The 16,826-nt window shown below is 66.8% G+C and carries 14 protein-coding genes; 10 read left to right on the plus strand and 4 right to left on the minus strand.

Going from position 1 to position 16,826, the window contains the following annotated elements; translation table 11 throughout:
- Positions 1–277: 277 nt before the first annotated feature.
- Complete coding sequence (locus U4Y91_RS23320; protein WP_321807064.1) at positions 278–1,543, minus strand: SGNH/GDSL hydrolase family protein; 1,266 nt, start codon at positions 1,541–1,543, stop codon at positions 278–280.
- 200 nt (positions 1,544–1,743) lie between these two features.
- Here U4Y91_RS23320 and paaA point away from each other — a divergent pair, with 200 nt between their 5' ends.
- The 8 genes from paaA to U4Y91_RS23360 all read left to right on the plus strand — a co-directional run bounded on the left by paaA (position 1,744) and on the right by U4Y91_RS23360 (position 8,089).
- Positions 1,744–2,742 carry a 1,2-phenylacetyl-CoA epoxidase subunit PaaA gene (gene paaA / locus U4Y91_RS23325; RefSeq protein WP_321807065.1) on the plus strand — a complete coding sequence of 333 codons (999 nt, stop codon included), beginning with the start codon at positions 1,744–1,746 and terminating at the stop codon, positions 2,740–2,742.
- Positions 2,743–2,778: 36 nt separating this feature from the next.
- A complete protein-coding gene (gene paaB / locus U4Y91_RS23330; RefSeq protein ID WP_006752453.1) occupies positions 2,779–3,063 on the plus strand; it encodes a 1,2-phenylacetyl-CoA epoxidase subunit PaaB in 285 nt (94 codons plus the stop codon).
- Positions 3,064–3,073: 10 nt separating this feature from the next.
- Positions 3,074–3,877: a 1,2-phenylacetyl-CoA epoxidase subunit PaaC gene (paaC, locus tag U4Y91_RS23335; RefSeq protein WP_321807066.1), complete on the plus strand. Its 804-nt coding sequence runs from the start codon at positions 3,074–3,076 to the stop codon at positions 3,875–3,877.
- A gap of 25 nt (positions 3,878–3,902) precedes the next feature.
- Complete coding sequence (gene paaD / locus U4Y91_RS23340; RefSeq protein WP_321807067.1) at positions 3,903–4,466, plus strand: 1,2-phenylacetyl-CoA epoxidase subunit PaaD; 564 nt, start codon at positions 3,903–3,905, stop codon at positions 4,464–4,466.
- A 31-nt stretch (positions 4,467–4,497) separates the two neighbouring features.
- Complete coding sequence (gene paaE, locus U4Y91_RS23345) at positions 4,498–5,634, plus strand: 1,2-phenylacetyl-CoA epoxidase subunit PaaE (protein ID WP_321807218.1); 1,137 nt, start codon at positions 4,498–4,500, stop codon at positions 5,632–5,634.
- 129 nt (positions 5,635–5,763) lie between these two features.
- Positions 5,764–6,579 (plus strand): DUF1835 domain-containing protein, encoded by an 816-nt coding sequence (locus tag U4Y91_RS23350; protein ID WP_321807068.1) that lies wholly within the window; start codon positions 5,764–5,766, stop codon positions 6,577–6,579.
- Between the two features lie 22 nt (positions 6,580–6,601).
- The gene (locus U4Y91_RS23355) at positions 6,602–7,207 is read left to right on the plus strand and encodes a TetR/AcrR family transcriptional regulator (protein WP_321807069.1); all 606 of its coding nucleotides are present in this window, start codon (positions 6,602–6,604) and stop codon (positions 7,205–7,207) included.
- 234 nt (positions 7,208–7,441) lie between these two features.
- Positions 7,442–8,089, plus strand: coding sequence for a GNAT family N-acetyltransferase (locus U4Y91_RS23360; protein ID WP_321807070.1), 648 nt, complete (start codon positions 7,442–7,444; stop codon positions 8,087–8,089).
- Between the two features lie 70 nt (positions 8,090–8,159).
- Here the strand turns inward: U4Y91_RS23360 and U4Y91_RS23365 are convergent, their stop codons facing one another.
- Complete coding sequence (locus tag U4Y91_RS23365; protein WP_011655746.1) at positions 8,160–8,684, minus strand: Lrp/AsnC family transcriptional regulator; 525 nt, start codon at positions 8,682–8,684, stop codon at positions 8,160–8,162.
- A gap of 213 nt (positions 8,685–8,897) precedes the next feature.
- Between U4Y91_RS23365 and hppD the strand changes: the two genes are divergently transcribed.
- On the plus strand, positions 8,898–9,995 hold the full coding sequence (gene hppD / locus U4Y91_RS23370) for a 4-hydroxyphenylpyruvate dioxygenase (protein WP_124571406.1): 1,098 nt from the start codon (positions 8,898–8,900) through the stop codon (positions 9,993–9,995).
- Between the two features lie 133 nt (positions 9,996–10,128).
- Here hppD and U4Y91_RS23375 read toward each other — a convergent pair whose 3' ends face one another.
- Positions 10,129–10,323 carry a hypothetical protein gene (locus tag U4Y91_RS23375; RefSeq protein ID WP_321807071.1) on the minus strand — a complete coding sequence of 65 codons (195 nt, stop codon included), beginning with the start codon at positions 10,321–10,323 and terminating at the stop codon, positions 10,129–10,131.
- A 317-nt stretch (positions 10,324–10,640) separates the two neighbouring features.
- Between U4Y91_RS23375 and U4Y91_RS23380 the strand changes: the two genes are divergently transcribed.
- Positions 10,641–14,231, plus strand: a complete 3,591-nt coding sequence (locus tag U4Y91_RS23380) for an indolepyruvate ferredoxin oxidoreductase family protein (protein ID WP_321807072.1) — start codon at positions 10,641–10,643, stop codon at positions 14,229–14,231.
- 154 nt (positions 14,232–14,385) lie between these two features.
- On the opposite strand, the gene U4Y91_RS23385 is transcribed toward U4Y91_RS23380, so the two are convergent.
- Positions 14,386–16,656 carry an NADP-dependent malic enzyme gene (locus U4Y91_RS23385; protein WP_321807073.1) on the minus strand — a complete coding sequence of 757 codons (2,271 nt, stop codon included), beginning with the start codon at positions 16,654–16,656 and terminating at the stop codon, positions 14,386–14,388.
- Positions 16,657–16,826 lie beyond the last annotated feature (170 nt).

The following is a 16,826-nucleotide window of genomic DNA, read 5'->3' on the forward strand; positions in this document are numbered from 1 at the left end:
ACCGGGGTTCAACTTCGTGTGCGCCGGGGCTCCTACCACCCGCCCTCAACCGCACCGCTTCCCTTCTTCCTCCGCGCCGTGTTTCCGTTAGCGTGAAAGAGGCGTGATTCTAAGCACCTGCCCTCATCTCCGCAACCCCTTTGTGAAAATATTTTGAAAAAGCCCCCGTGCGCTGCCGCGCACGGGGGCTTGGGGTTCGATGGACCACGTGCCGCCGGCGACCTTGAAGCGGCCGGCAGTCCGTCGTTCTATATATATATATATATATATGGCGAGTTTACTTGCCGCCAGCCGCAGCCTGCAGCCGCTCCACCGGCACCGCGTCGGCCATCGCCGTGTAACCGGCGTCGCTCGGGTGAATGCCGTCGCCGCTGTCGTAGCGGCGCTGCAGCACACTCGGGCGCGCCGGATCGCGCAGTACCGCGTCGAAGTCGACCACACCATCGAACCCGCCGCCGCTTCGGATCCACCGGTTCACCTCGAGCCGGATCGCCTCGCGCCCGGCCGGCAACGCCGCGGGCGTGAGCGTCGCACCGAAGATCTTCACCCCCTGGCGGTGTGCAGCCTCGATCAACCGGCGATAGCCGTCGATCAACGACGCCGCCGTGACCTGCGTATGCGGGTTGTCGCAATCGAGCCCCGCGCGCGGCGGCATCGCCGCAAAGTTGATGTCATTGATACCGATCAGCACGATCGCCGCCTTCACCCCCGCGCGCGACAGCGCATCCCGCTCGAACCGCGACGCCAGCGACGTGCCGTAGCACGCCGAATCGCTCAGCAGACGGTTGCCGCTGATCCCGAGATTCACGACGCCCAGCGAATTCGAACCTGCCGCGGACAGCCGGCGCGCCAGCGCGTCGGGCCAGCGACGGTTGCGGTTCAGGCTCGAGCGCAGCCCGTCGGTGATCGAGTCCCCGATCGCGGCGACACTCGCCTGCGCGGCCCCTGCCTCGACGGCCAGCTCGGTCACCCACGCATACTGGGTAAAGCGCGCACGGAATGCACCGCCGCCCGGATCGTTCACGTGATCACCCGGCGCCGATACGTAATTGAGCTGGTTCGACACGCGGTGCCACACGGTCATCCGCTGGTTCGTCCCCATCCGCAGACTGATCGCATACGGCTGCCCGGCCGTCACGTCGATCGCCACCGCGTCGCTTTCGAGTTCCTGGCCCGGCGCGAGCGTCACCGACGCCTTGCCGCCGAAGCGCACGGCAGCACTCGCCCCGTCGGCAAGCGCCGCGCCGTCACCCGCGCGCGCAAGACCGGCGCCCTCGATCACCAGCGGCGCGCGACCGTACGCATTGCTCACGCGAATCCGCGCGGCATGCCCCGACACCGTCGGGTAGACGATCTGCCGGACGGTCCGTCCGCCCACGTCGGGCGCGCGATAGAGCGGCGGCGGCGCAGCCAGGTCGGGAATCGGCTGCAATGCGGTCGCCCACGCGGCGACCCACCCGGCCGGTGCGGCCGAGGCCGCAAGCGGTGACAGGAAAACGGACGCGCCCAGCACGGTCGCGACGAAACTGCTTCGAAATGACATCGGCGAAATCCTTATCGGAAAGCGGGCATTGTGCCGCAGAAGCCGCCCGTCTCACGCGCCGGCACGCCTTCCTGCCTGGCGATCGCGCCCCGACGCCCCACGTTTACCCGAGTCTCGCCGCAAATCCGTGAGAAATTTATTAACCGACCGGTCGGTTGGTTTATACTTCGCACACATTCAACCGGACGAGATCCTCCGCCATGTACACGCAATCCCTCGACATCCCCGGCAACGTCGCATCGCTCGACGCCGCAGCCGAGTCGCCCGAGCAGGCGCGGTTCGACGCGGTCATGGCCGCGGACGGCAAGATCGAACCGCAGGACTGGATGCCCGACGCCTATCGCAAGACGCTGGTGCGCCAGATCTCGCAGCACGCGCACTCGGAAGTCGTCGGCATGCTGCCGGAAGGCAACTGGGTCTCGCGCGCGCCGAGCCTGAAGCGCAAGGCGATCCTGCTCGCGAAGGTGCAGGACGAAGCCGGTCACGGCCTCTATCTGTATAGCGCGGCGGAAACGCTCGGCGTCTCGCGCGATTCGCTGATCGACGCGCTCCACGCCGGCAAGGCGAAATACTCGAGCATCTTCAACTACCCAACGCCGACCTGGGCCGACGTCGGCGTGATCGGCTGGCTCGTCGACGGCGCCGCGATCATGAACCAGATCCCGCTGTGCCGCTGCACGTACGGCCCGTACGCGCGCGCGATGATCCGCGTGTGCAAGGAAGAGTCGTTCCACCAGCGCCAGGGCTTCGATGCGCTGCTGTCGATGATGAAGGGCACCGACGCGCAGCGTGCGATGGTCCAGCAGGCGGTGAACCGCTGGTGGTGGCCGGTGCTGATGATGTTCGGCCCGAGCGACGCCGATTCGGTCCACAGCAACCAGTCCGCGAAATGGGGCATCAAGCGGATCACGAACGACGACCTGCGGCAGAAGTTCGTCGACGCCACGGTCGACCAGGCGAAGGTGCTCGGCGTGACGCTGCCCGACCCCGACCTGAAATGGAATGAGGCGCGCGGCCACCACGACTACGGCGCGATCGACTGGGACGAATTCTGGCGCGTCGTCAACGGCGACGGCCCGTGCAACAAGGAACGCCTCGCAACCCGCGTGAAAGCGCACGACGACGGCGCATGGGTGCGCGAAGCCGCGCTCGCGCACGAGGCGAAGCGCCGCGCCCGCGCCGAACAGCACGCCGCCTGAGCGGCAACCATCGAATACAGGATTCAGGAGAGAGTGATGAACAAGGAATGGCCGATCTGGGAAGTGTTCGTGCGCAGCAAGCAGGGCCTCGACCACAAGCATTGCGGCAGCCTGCACGCGGCCGACGCGTCGATGGCGCTGCGCATGGCGCGCGACGTCTACACGCGCCGCCAGGAAGGCGTGAGCATCTGGGTGGTGCCGTCGTCGGCGATCACCGCGTCGGATCCGGCCGAGAAGGCCGAGCTGTTCGAACCGGCCGGCGACAAGATCTACCGTCACCCGACGTTCTACACGCTGCCCGACGAAGTCAACCACATGTAACGCCCGCGCCATGACGATCACGCCCGAACACCTCTCCTACGTGCTGCGCCTCGCGGACAACGCGCTGATCCTCGGTCAGCGCAACGCCGAATGGTGCGGCCACGGCCCGATCCTCGAGGAAGACATCGCGCTCACCAACATGAGCCTCGACCTCATCGGCCAGGCCCGCATGCTGTATACGCACGCAGCCGAACTCGAGCGCCAGCTGAACGGCGCGGCGAAGACGGAAAACGATTACGCGTACTTCCGCACCGAGCGCGAGTTCGCGAACTTCACGCTCGCCGAGCTGCCGCACTACGGCCCGATCGCCGGCACCGCGCACGCCGACAAGGACTACGCGGTGACGATCGTGCGCAACTTCCTCTACGCGACGCTGATGCTGCACGTGTGGACCGCGCTCGAAACGTCGACGGACGCGCAACTGGCCGCGATCGCCGCGAAATCGGTGAAGGAGACCCGCTATCACGTGCAGCACGCGCGCGAATGGCTGGTGCGCCTCGGCGACGGCACCGACGAGTCGCATCGCCGCGCGCAGGCCGCGCTCGACTACCTGATTCCGTACACGCGCGAATGCTTCGCGGCCGACGCGATCGACGACGCGGTCTGCGCATCGGGCATCGGCCCGGCACCGGCCGCACTCGAAGCCGCATGGCGCGCGGACGTGGACGAAGCGCTCGCGGAAGCGACGCTCACCCTGCCGGCGCCCGTGCAGCACGTGACGACCGGCAAGCAGGGCGAGCACTCGGAGCACATGGGCTACCTGCTCGCGGAAATGCAGAGCCTCGCGCGCCAGCACCCCGGCGCGACCTGGTAACCCGCCGCCCCAACGGAGCCCGACGATGTCCGTCCAGACCGCCGCCCCCGCCGACCCGACACCCGCCGCGCACCACAGCGATCCGTTGCTCACGCGCGCGTGGGACGTGCTCGAAGCCGTGCCCGATCCCGAGATTCCGGTCGTGTCGATCCGCGAGCTCGGCATCCTGCGCGACGTCCGTCGCGCGGACGACGGCCAGCTCGAAGTCGTGATCACGCCGACCTACTCCGGCTGCCCGGCGATGTCGCAGATCGCCGAGGACATCGCCGCGGCAATGCAGGCCGCCGACCTGCCGCCGCACCGGATCGAGACGGTGCTCGCCCCCGCGTGGACGACCGACTGGATCACGCAGGAAGCGCGCGACAAGCTGCGCGCGTACGGCATCGCGCCGCCCGTCGGCCAGTGCGGCAGCGCCGCGCCGCGGGAAAACGTCGTGCGCTTCGTGCCGCGTCCCGTCGCGGCGCCCGTGTGCCCGCGCTGCGGGTCCGCCCGCACCGAGCGTCTCGCGCAATTCGCTTCCACGGCCTGCAAGGCGCTGTATCGCTGCGTCGACTGCCGCGAACCCTTCGACTACTTCAAACCTTACTGAAATGAAACAGCCCCCACGCTCTCTTCATTCGCTGCCCCCCGAGGGGGCCGACGCCCCCCTTGGGGCGGCCCGGCGGGGGTCGTCGACCCCGCAATTTCACCCGCTGCGTATCCGCGACGTGCGGCCCGAGACCGCCGACGCCGTTACCGTCTCCTTCGACGTGCCGCCCGAGCTGCGCGACGCGTACCGCTTCACGCAGGGCCAGTTCGTCACGCTGAAGACCCACATCGACGGCGAGGAAACGCGCCGGTCGTACTCGATCTGCGTCGGCACGACCGACTACGACCGCGACGGCGAACTGCGCATCGGCATCAAGCGCGTGCGCGGCGGCCGTTTCTCGAACTTCGCGTTCGACACGCTGCAGCCGGGTCACACGATCGACGTGATGACACCGGACGGCCGCTTCTTCACGCATCTGAACGCGGACCACGGCAAGCAGTACGTCGCATTCTCCGGCGGGTCGGGCATCACGCCGGTGCTCGCGATCGTGAAGACGACGCTCGAACTCGAACCGCGCAGCACGTTCACGTTGATCTACGGCAACCGCAGCGTCGACGCGATCATGTTCGCGGAGGAACTCGAGGACCTGAAGAACCGCTACATGAGCCGCTTCGTCCTGTACCACGTGCTGTCGGACGACCAGCAGGACGTCGAGCTGTTCAACGGTGTGCTCGACCAGGCGAAATGCGCGGAATTCCTCGCGACGCTGACGCCGGCCGACGCAATCGACGAAGCGTTCATCTGCGGCCCGGCGCCGATGATGGACGCGGCCGAAGCCGCGCTGAAGGCAGCCGGCGTGCCGCCGGCGAAAGTGCACGTCGAACGCTTCGGCACGCCGCTGCCGCAGGCGGGCGCGCCCGTCGTCGAGATCACCGACCAGACGCCGGCCGCCGACCTCGAAATCGTGCTCGACGGCAAGAAACGCAAGCTGCGCCTGCCGTACGAAGGCGTGAGCCTGCTCGACGTCGGCCTGCGCGCGGGCCTCGCGCTGCCGTACGCGTGCAAGGGCGGCGTGTGCTGCACGTGCCGGGCGAAGGTGGTCGAAGGCGAGGTCCGGATGGAGAAGAACTACACGCTCGAGGAACACGAAGTGAAGGACGGCTTCGTGCTCACGTGCCAATGCCACCCGATCAGCGACAAGGTCGTCGTCAGCTTCGACGAGCGTTGAGCGACGTCGCGCCGGCGCGGCGCGACGGTTTCTCGTCGTCACACATCTCGCTTACACTAGGGGCCGCCGGCCGGCTGGACGTCTTCACGTCCGCCCGGCCGGCGGTTTTCTTTTGTTGACGACAGACCGATGAGTACCATTCACGTGATTCAGGGCGGCACCGCCGCCGCGTCGCTGCGCGAGGCCCTCGCGCAAGCCGGACGCGACGAGCGCGTCGTCGGATTGCTCGACGATCTCGCGGTCGGTCCGCTGAAGGGCGCCGACGAGACGCCCGACACGCGCGCCGCCTTCTGGCAGCGCGTGCTCGGCGACCCGATTCCCGACTGGAACGCGGAAATCGAAGGCGAATTCGCCCGCCTCGACCAGCTCGCGATGGAGACGGGCCAGGTGGTCGTCTGGCACGCGCCGAGCGTCGGCGACAAGCTGCTGCTGCGCCGCGTCGCCTATCACCTGCGCAACGTGCCGCAGCGCCTGAACGAGGTGCGACTGTCGGCCGCCGATCTCGACGCTCCCGAGCGCGCCGCGCTGACCCGCACCGACCAGGCCTGTTCGACCGGGATGTTCTCGCCGGCGGCGCTCGCGCGCAAACGGCCGGTGGCCGCACCGATCTCGGTGCTGCGCATCGGCCGCCTCGCACTCGAATGGCAGGAGGCGAAGCACCTGAATGCCGAGTTGCGCTACTGGGTCAGCAATACCATCAAGAGCGGCCAATACGCGGACCTCGACGCGCTGATCGTCGCGCACGCGGAAACCGGCTGGCTGCCCGCGCGACGCGTCGTCGGCGGCATCATGGCCGGCGCCGACCGCGGCGGGCTGTTCGTCAGCGACTCGATCGCCTGGTGGCGCTGCCGCGAACTCGCGGCAGCCGGCCGGCTCGAGCTGCAGGACGACGCGCCGGCCGCCCTTTCTTCCACGCAGGTGCGCGCGCCAGCCGCGCCTCGCTAACGCTACTCTTTCGCATTCGACCATGGCCCGTACCCGAGCGCCCGACCACGAATCCCAGCGCGAGCAGATCCTCGATCTCGCCGCCGAGAAATTCGCGCAGACGAGCTACCCGAGCACGTCGATGTCCGATCTCGCGACCGCGAGCGGCACGTCGAAGGCACGTCTCTATCACTATTACGAGAGCAAGGAAGCGATCCTGTTCGACCTGCTCGACCGCTACACGAAGCGGTTGATGCTGATCATCGCCGAGGTCGAAGGCGCGAGCCAGCGGCGCAGCCTCAGCGAGCGCGACGCGTTCGCCGAGCTGGTGCGCGCGTTCCTCGCCGAGTACGAGACGTCGCACAGCCGCCATGTCGCGCTGCTCAACGACGTGAAGTATCTCGAGGACGCTCAGCGCGAAATCGTGCTCGACCGCCAGCGCGACATCGTCGCGGCATTCGCGCGCCAGCTCGCGCGCGCCTATCCGGACCGGATCTCGAAGGAAAACCAGACGTCGGTCACGATGATGGTGTTCGGGATGATCAACTGGACGTTCACGTGGCTCAAGCCGGGCGGCCGCCTCGGCTACCGCGACTTCGCCGAGCAGGTGATCGACCTGATGGACCACGGGCTGTCGTCCGGCGCGTGATTGCCGCGCGGCAGCATGCGTTGCGCGGCGGGCACACTGCGACAGGCCGCTGCGCATTTCATGTGATGAATTTTAAATTCCTTATAAATCAAATAGATATCAAATTAACTAAGCGGATTTAGAATTTCCCCTCGGCACAAATAACGTCAAATACGGGTTTTCCCCAACCCGCTCGGGTAAAATGCTGTTGCATTGCACAAGCTGCTTGTGCGGCTACAGACTGAGGAACCCACGATGAACACGCAACTCAACCGCCGTGCCGATGCAGTCGGCCACGCCGGTACTGCGCCGGTTCTCGTCAGGGAACTGGCTTCCAAAGACCGTGAGCGAATGCTCACCCACTTTCTCTCGCTCAACGAAGAGGACCGCCTGCTGCGCTTCGGCCAGATGGTGCCCGACCACGTGATCGAGAACTATGTCCGTACGATCGACTTCGGTCGCGACACGGTGTTCGGCGTGTTCGACCATGCGCTCGAACTGATCGGCGTCGGCCACCTGGCGTACCTGCCCGCCGAGGGCGACAAGCGCACGGCCGAATTCGGCGTGTCGGTGCTCGAAAGCGCCCGCGGCCGCGGCGTCGGCTCGAAGCTGTTCGAGCGCGCGGCGATCCGCAGCCGCAACACCCGCGTGACGATGCTGTACATGCATTGCCTGTCGCGCAACGCGACGATGATGCACATCGCGAAGAAATCCGGGATGCGGATCGAATACGCGTACGGCGAAGCCGATGCGTACCTGTCGCTGCCGCCGGCCGACCACTCGACGATCGTCGCCGAGATGCTGCAGGAACAGGCCGCGGTGTTCGACTATGCGCTCAAGCGCCAGGCGCACCGCACGTCGAAGTTCATCGAATCGTTGATGCCCGCCGCGCTGACGGCGTAACATCGGCCGACCGGGCTGCCCTGCGGGGCGCCCGGCCTTCCCTTCCTTCTCGCCTTCCCTGCGCCGCGCGCTAGCGCACCGAGCGGATCGGCAACGCCGTCGTCTCCTTGAAGCACTCGAGCGAGAAGCTCGTCTTCACGTCGATCACCGACGGATGGTGCAGCAAGTGCTCCTGCACGAAGCGGGAGAAGTGCGCCATGTCCTCGACCTGCACGCGAAGCAGGTAATCCATGTCGCCCGTCATCGCATGACACGCGACCACTTCCGGCCAGGTCTGCACGGCCGCGCGGAACAGTTCCGCGTGGGTCGCACCCGCGCGCGCCGACGTCTCGTCGGCACGGACCGGCGCCAGGCCACCACGCTTCTCGAGCCGCACGCTCACGTACGCCAGCAGGTCGAGCCCGAGCTTCTGCGGATCGAGCAGCGCGACGTAGCCGGTGATCACGCCGATCTCCTCGAGCCGCCGGATCCGCCGCAGGCACGGGCTCGGCGACAGGTTCACGCGCTCGGCGATCTCCTGGTTCGACAGGCGGCCGTTCTCCTGAAGAATCGCGAGAATCCGCCGGTCGATGGCATCCAATTCGGCTTGCGCCATTTTCTGCCCTCCGTTGATTATTTCTAGACTGGAAATTGCGCCATCGTAGGCAGGGACGATTAAGTTCGCAAGTTTTCGCTCGCGCCCGCCCGCTACACTTTGTCGCACGTACCGATTCGTTGCGCACGCCGACACGTGCGCCGCGTTCGACATCGAACCGGGCCGCGCACGCGCACGTCGCGCCGGCCGATCGCCCCGCACAGGAGACACGACATGCAGATCCCCAACTGGGACAACCCCGTCGGCACCGACGGCTTCGAATTCATCGAATACACCGCCCCGGATCCGAAAGCGCTCGGACAACTGTTCGAACGGATGGGTTTCACCGCGATCGCCCGCCATCGTCACAAGGACGTGACGGTCTACCGCCAGGGCGACATCAACTTCATCATCAACGCCGAGCCCGATTCGTTCGCGCAGCGCTTCGCGCGCCTGCACGGCCCGTCGATCTGCGCGATCGCGTTCCGCGTGCAGGACGCCGCGAAGGCTTATCAGCACGCGCTCGAACTCGGCGCGTGGGGCTTCGACAACAAGACGGGCCCGATGGAGCTGAACATCCCGGCGATCAAGGGCATCGGCGATTCGCTGATCTATTTCGTCGACCGCTGGCGCGGCAAGAACGGCGCGCAGCCGGGCGCGATCGGCGACATCAGCATCTATGACGTCGACTTCGAACCGATCGCCGGCGCAAACCCGAACCCGGTCGGCCACGGCCTCACCTACATCGACCACCTGACGCACAACGTGCATCGCGGCCGCATGCAGGAATGGGCCGAGTTCTACGAGCGCCTGTTCAACTTCCGCGAAGTGCGCTATTTCGACATCGAAGGCAAGGTGACGGGCGTGAAGTCGAAGGCGATGACATCGCCGTGCGGCAAGATCCGGATTCCGATCAACGAGGAAGGCTCGGACACGGCCGGCCAGATCCAGGAATACCTCGACGCCTATCACGGCGAAGGCATCCAGCACATCGCGCTCGGCACGAACGACATCTACGGCGCGGTCGACGGCCTGCGCGGCAAGGAAGTGAAGCTGCTCGACACGATCGACACGTATTACGAGCTGGTCGACCGCCGCGTGCCGAACCACGGCGAATCGCTGGACGAGCTGAAGAAGCGCAAGATCCTGATCGACGGCGCCCGCGACGACCTGCTGCTGCAGATCTTCACCGAGAACCAGATCGGCCCGATCTTCTTCGAGATCATCCAGCGCAAGGGCAACCAGGGCTTCGGCGAAGGCAACTTCAAGGCGCTGTTCGAATCGATCGAGCTCGACCAGATCCGCCGCGGCGTGGTCCAGGACAAGGCCTGACGCAGAAGGCCGCGCGGCACCCGGCTGGCCCGGGCGTCCGCGCGTACATCGCCGGCACAAAGAAAAAGGGCGGGAATCCTGCGATTCCCGCCCTTTCGTCGTCCCGGCGCGGCCCGGCGGCCGCGCGAACGGATCAACGCACGTTCGCCTTCGACACGACGGCACGCGCGGCCGCCGGCTGTGCGTCGGCATCCTGCACCGGCGCGATCTGACGCATCTGCGCGCCGGCTGCCGCCAGTGCGCTCGCGCCGCGCGCGTGCACCGGGCCGGTCATCGCGAAGAACGCGGCGGACACGATCAGGAAACTCTGGATATGACGTGTGTTCATTGCACCTCCTGTAAAACTGCCGGCGCCTCCCCGGTTGCGTCGAAGCGAGCCGACGCGACCGGGCACCTCCGGCAGGCCGACAAGATTAACGGCATTTGTACGATGATGGGCGTGGCTTTACATGCCTTTACATGATGTAACGCATCGTCGCGCCATTTCGTCGGCGTGCCGCGGCACGCCGGCCGGTGGTCGGCGGGTTTATACCAGTGCTACCATCAGCTAAAACCGGCCAATATGCCGGCCACTGCTGACACGTCCACAAGACGTCGACGCAATCGAAGCTTTGGTGATCCCAAACTGGGTGGAGGAGACTGTTAATGAATGCCCCGCTAGACGCAGGCCAACGCGCGTCGCTTGAAGCCGCGCTGAAGTCCGTCACGCTTGACGACAAATACACGCTCGAACGCGGCCGCGCGTACATGAGCGGCATCCAGGCGCTCGTGCGCCTGCCGATGCTCCAGCAGGAACGCGACCGCGCCGCCGGCCTCAATACGGCCGGCTTCATTTCCGGCTACCGCGGCTCGCCGCTCGGCGGCCTCGATCTGTCGCTCTGGAAAGCCAAGCAGCACCTGGCGGCCCACCAGATCGTCTTTCAGCCCGGCCTCAACGAAGATCTCGCCGCCACCGCCGTGTGGGGCTCGCAGCAGGTCAACCTGTACCCCGGCGCGAAGCACGACGGCGTGTTCGGCATGTGGTACGGCAAGGGCCCGGGCGTCGACCGCACCGGCGACGTCTTCAAGCACGCGAACTCGGCCGGCTCGTCGCAGCACGGCGGCGTGCTCGTGCTCGCCGGCGACGACCACGCAGCGAAATCGTCGACGCTCGCGCACCAGTCCGAACACATCTTCAAGGCCTGCGGGCTGCCGGTGCTGTTCCCGTCGAACGTGCAGGAATATCTCGACTTCGGCCTGCACGGCTGGGCGATGAGCCGCTACTCGGGCCTGTGGGTCGCGCTCAAGTGCGTGACGGACGTGGTCGAATCGTCGGCGTCGGTCGACATCGACCCGCATCGCACCGAAATCGTGCTGCCGACCGACTTCATCGTGCCGGAAGGCGGCCTGAACATCCGCTGGCCGGACCCGCCGCTCGTGCAGGAAGCACGGCTGCTCGACTACAAGTGGTACGCGGCGCTCGCCTATGTGCGCGCGAACAAGCTCGACCGGATCGAGATCGACTCGCCGAATGCGCGCTTCGGGATCATGACGGGCGGCAAGGCGTACCTCGACGTGCGCCAGGCGCTGACGGATCTCGGCCTCGACGACGAAACCTGCGCGCGGATCGGCATCCGGCTCTACAAGGTCGGCTGCGTGTGGCCGCTCGAAGCGCAGGGCGCGCAGGCGTTCGCGCGCGGCCTCGACGAAATCCTCGTTGTCGAGGAAAAGCGCCAGATCCTCGAATACGCGATCAAGGAAGAGTTGTACAACTGGCCCGATGCGCAGCGCCCGCGCGTGTTCGGCAAGTTCGACGAGAAGGACGGCGCCGGCGGCGAATGGTCGGTGCCGATGGGCAACTGGCTGCTGCCCGCGCACTACGAGCTGTCGCCCGCGATCATCGCGAAGGCGATCGCGACGCGTCTCGAGAAGTTCGAGCTGCCGTCCGACGTGCGCGCGCGCATCGCCGCACGGCTCGCGGTGATCAACGCGAAGGAAATGGCGCTCGCGAAGCCGCACGTGCAGACCGAGCGCAAGCCGTGGTTCTGCTCGGGCTGCCCGCACAACACGTCGACCAACGTGCCGGAGGGCTCGCGCGCGATCGCCGGGATCGGCTGCCACTACATGACGGTGTGGATGGACCGCAGCACGAGCACCTTCAGCCAGATGGGCGGCGAAGGCGTGCCGTGGATCGGCCAGGCGCCGTTCACGGACGAGAAGCACGTGTTCGCGAACCTCGGCGACGGCACCTATTTCCACTCGGGCCTGCTGGCGGTGCGCGCGGCGATCTCGTCGAAGGCGAACATCACCTACAAGATCCTCTACAACGATGCCGTGGCGATGACGGGCGGCCAGCCGGTCGACGGCGTGCTGACGGTGCCGCAGATCACGCACCAGCTCGCGTCGGAAGGCGCGAAGAAGATCGTGATCGTCACCGACGAGCCGGAGAAGTACGACAGCCAGAAAGCCCTGCTCGCACCGGGCGTGACGATTCATCACCGCGACCAGCTCGACGACGTGCAGCGCGAGCTGCGCGAGATCGAAGGCACGACGATCCTGATCTACGACCAGACCTGCGCGACCGAGAAGCGCCGCCGCCGCAAGCGCGGCACGTATCCGGATCCGGCGAAGCGCGTCGTGATCAACGACGCTGTGTGCGAAGGCTGCGGCGACTGCTCGGTGCAGTCGAACTGCCTGTCGGTCGAGCCGCTCGAAACGGAATTCGGCACGAAGCGCCAGATCAACCAGTCGAGCTGCAACAAGGACTTCTCGTGCGTGAAGGGCTTCTGCCCGAGCTTCGTCACGGTCGAAGGCGGCCAGCTGAAGAAGCCGAAGGCCGTGTCGGTCGACGGCGGCGCGCTGCCGCCGATTCCGGAGCCGACGCTGCCGGCGATCGACCGTGCGTACGGCGTGCTCGTCACGGGCGTCGGCGGCACGGGCGTCGTCACGATCGGCGCGCTGCTCGGGATGGCCGCGCACCTGGAGAACAAGGGCGTGACCGTACTCGACGTCACGGGCCTCGCGCAGAAGGGCGGCGCCGTGATGAGCCACGTGCAGATCTCGCACGCGCCGACCGACATCCACGCGACGCGGATCGCGATGGGCGAAGCCGACCTCGTGATCGGCTGCGACGCGATCGTCACGGCCGGCGACGAATGCACGTCGCGGATGCGGCACGACACGACGCGCGTGGTCGTCAACAGCGCGCAGACGCCGACGGCCGAGTTCATCAAGAACCCGAACTGGGCGTTCCCGGGCCTGTCCGCGGAGAACGACATCCGCGCGGCGGCCGGCGAAGCCGTCGATTTCATCGACGCGAACCGCTTCGCGGTCGCGCTGCTCGGCGACGCGATCTACACGAACCCGTTCGTGCTCGGCTACGCGTGGCAGAAAGGCTGGCTGCCGCTCACGCTCGCGTCGCTCGAACGCGCGATCGAGCTGAACGCGGTGTCGGTCGAGAAGAACCGCGCGGCGTTCGACTGGGGCCGCCGCGCCGCGCACGACCTCGCGAGCGTGAAGCAGGCCGCGGCCGGCGATGCACGCCACGCGCAGGGCGCCACGGTGATCGCGCTGCACACGAAGAAGGCGGTCGACGCATTGATCGCGAAGCGCGTGGACTTCCTCACCGCGTACCAGAATGCCGCGTACGCGTCGCGCTATGCGGCCTTCGTCGACACGGTGCGGGCGGCCGAACGCGCGCTGGCGGACGGCGACGCCGTGCAGGAGCCGCTGACCGAAGCGGTCGCGCGCAACCTGTTCAAGCTGATGGCGTACAAGGACGAGTACGAGGTCGCGCGGCTGCAATCCGATCCCGCGTTCCTCGCGCGCCTGACCGCGCAGTTCGAAGGCGACTGGAAACTGAAGTTCCACCTCGCGCCGCCGCTGTTCGCGAAGACGGACGCACACGGCCATCTCGTGAAGAAGGCGTACGGCCCGTGGATGCTGTCGGCGTTCCGGCTGCTCGCGAAGGCGAAGTTCCTGCGCGGCACCGGGCTCGACCCGTTCGGCCGCACCGCGGAGCGCCGCACCGAGCGCGCGCTGATCGGCGAGTACAAAGCGCTGATCGGCGAAGTGCTCGGCAAGCTGAACGCGGCCAACCGCCCGCTCGCGCTCGAGCTCGCGGCGCTGCCGGACGGCATTCGCGGCTACGGCCACGTGAAGGAGAACAACCTGCGCGCGGTACGCCAGAAGTGGGACACGCTGCTCGCGAAGTGGCGTTCGCCGGCGGGCGGCCAGTCGCATCAGCAGGTCGCGTAACGGTGCGTGGCGGGCGTTCGCGGTCGGGGCGCCCGCCGCCGTCCTGCCGGCGGCTGGTTCAAGAAGAAACGCATGAAAAAAACGCCACGGAACGCAGGTTCCGTGGCGTTTTTCATTGCGCCGCGCGCGATGCGCAGCGCACGCGGGCACGAACTTACTTCGTGTTCGCGTTCGCGGCGGCCACTGCCGTCATGTTGATGATCCGGCGCACGGTCGCGGCCGGCGTCAGGATGTGGACCGGCTTCGCCGCGCCGAGCAGGAACGGGCCGACCGTCACGCCTTCGCCGCCGACCATCTTCAGCAGGTTGTACGCGATGTTCGCCGCTTCGACGTTCGGCATGATCAGCAGGTTCGCTTCGCCCGACAGCGTCGTGCCCGGGAACGCGGCCTTGCGGACCGCTTCCGACAGCGCCGCGTCACCGTGCATTTCGCCGTCGACTTCGAGGTTCGGCGCACGCTCGCTGATCAGCTTGCGGGCCTCGGCCATGCGGCGCGACGACGCCGACGGCGCACTGCCGAAGTTCGAGTTCGACAGCAGCGCGGCCTTCGGCGCAATGCCGAAACGCTCGATCTCGGCGGCCGCCTGGATCGTCATGTCGGCGAGCTGTTCCGCGCTCGGCACTTCGTTCACGTACGTGTCGCACAGGAACAGGTTGCGGCCCGGCAGCATCAGCAGGTTCATCGCCGCGTAGTGCTCGGCGCCCTGCGCACGGCCCAGCACCTGCTCGATGAACTTCAGGTGCGTGTGGTACGTGTCGATCATCCCGCAGATCATGCCGTCCGCGTCGCCCAGGTGCACGAGCATCGCGCCGATCAGCGTGTTGAACTTGCGCAGCGCGGCCTTCGCGACTTCCGGCGTGACGCCGTCACGTGCGCCGATCTCGTGGTATGCCTGCCAGTAGCGGTGGTAGCGCGTGTCGTCTTCCGGATTCACGATCTCGAAGTCGACGCCGGCCTTCAGCTTCGAGCCGATCTTCTGCAAGCGCATCTCGACGACCGACGGACGGCCGACGATGATCGGCTTCGCGATCTTTTCCTGCAGCACGAACTGCGCGGCGCGCAGCACGCGCTCGTCCTCGCCCTCGGCGAACACGATGCGCGCCTGCTTCGTCTTCGCGGTCGCGAACACCGGGCGCATCACCATGCCGGTGCGGTAGACGGTCGCGCCGAGTTGCTCGCGGTATGCGTCCATGTCCTGGATCGGACGCGTGGCGACGCCCGAATCCATCGCGGCTTGCGCGACGGCCGGCGCGATCTTGATGATCAGGCGCGGATCGAACGGCTTCGGAATCAGGTAGTCCGGCCCGAACTCGAGCGAGTGGCCTTCATATGCCTTCGCGACTTCCTCGCTCTGGTCGGTTTCCTGGGCCAGCTCGGCGATCGCGCGCACGCACGCGAGCTTCATTTCTTCCGTGATCGTCGTCGCGCCGACGTCGAGCGCGCCGCGGAAGATGAACGGGAAGCACAGCACGTTGTTGACCTGGTTCGGGTAGTCCGAACGGCCGGTCGCGACGATCGCGTCCGGACGCACGGCCTTCGCGTCTTCCGGGCGGATTTCCGGTTCCGGGTTCGCGAGCGCCAGGATCAGCGGGCGGTCGCCCATCGTCTTGACCATGTCCTGCTTCAGCACGCCCGCGCTCGAGCAGCCGAGGAACACGTCCGCGCCGACGATCGCGTCGGCGAGCGTGCGGGCGTCGGTGGTCGCCGCATAGCGCTGCTTCGACGGATCGAGGTTGCCGCGGCCTTCGTAGATCACGCCCTTCGAATCGGCGACGAGGATGTTCGACTTCGTCAGGCCGAGGTTCACCAGCAGGTCCAGACACGCGATCGCTGCCGCGCCCGCGCCGGAACACACGAGCTTCACTTCGGACAGCTTCTTGCCGACCACCTTCAGGCCGTTCAGGATCGCGGCCGACGCGATGATCGCGGTGCCGTGCTGGTCGTCGTGGAAGACGGGGATCTTCATGCGCTCGCGCAGCTTCTGCTCGATGTAGAAGCATTCCGGCGCCTTGATGTCCTCGAGGTTGATGCCGCCGAGCGTCGGCTCAAGCATCGCGATCGCCTCGACGAGCTTGTCGGGGTCGGACTCCGACAGTTCGATGTCGAACACGTCGATGCCCGCGAATTTCTTGAACAGGCAGCCCTTGCCTTCCATCACCGGCTTCGCAGCCAGCGGGCCGATGTTGCCGAGGCCCAGCACAGCCGTGCCGTTCGTGATGACGCCGACGAGGTTGCCGCGCGACGTGTACTTCTGCGCGTCGAGCGGATCGGCGTGGATCGCCTCGCACGCCGCGGCGACGCCCGGCGAATACGCGAGCGACAGATCGAGCTGGTTCGACAGCGGCTTGGTCGGGGTGACCGAAATCTTGCCGGGTTTCGGGTTCAGGTGATAAGCGAGAGCGGCCTGCTTCAGTTGTTCGTCCATGATTGACCTGCGAGAGACATGCGAATTTTGACGGTTCAGTACAGCGCACCTTGGGCCGCGTCTGCTTGAATCGAGGGGATGGTCGACTGCGAGACGGCACGCGACGCGCCGGGTCGGCACGCCATCGAACCTTGGCGGGTGGCAAGAGGAAAGTACAAAGTACTGAACGA

This window comes from Burkholderia sp. BCC1993 (assembly GCF_905339865.1).
Taxonomy (GTDB): domain Bacteria; phylum Pseudomonadota; class Gammaproteobacteria; order Burkholderiales; family Burkholderiaceae; genus Burkholderia.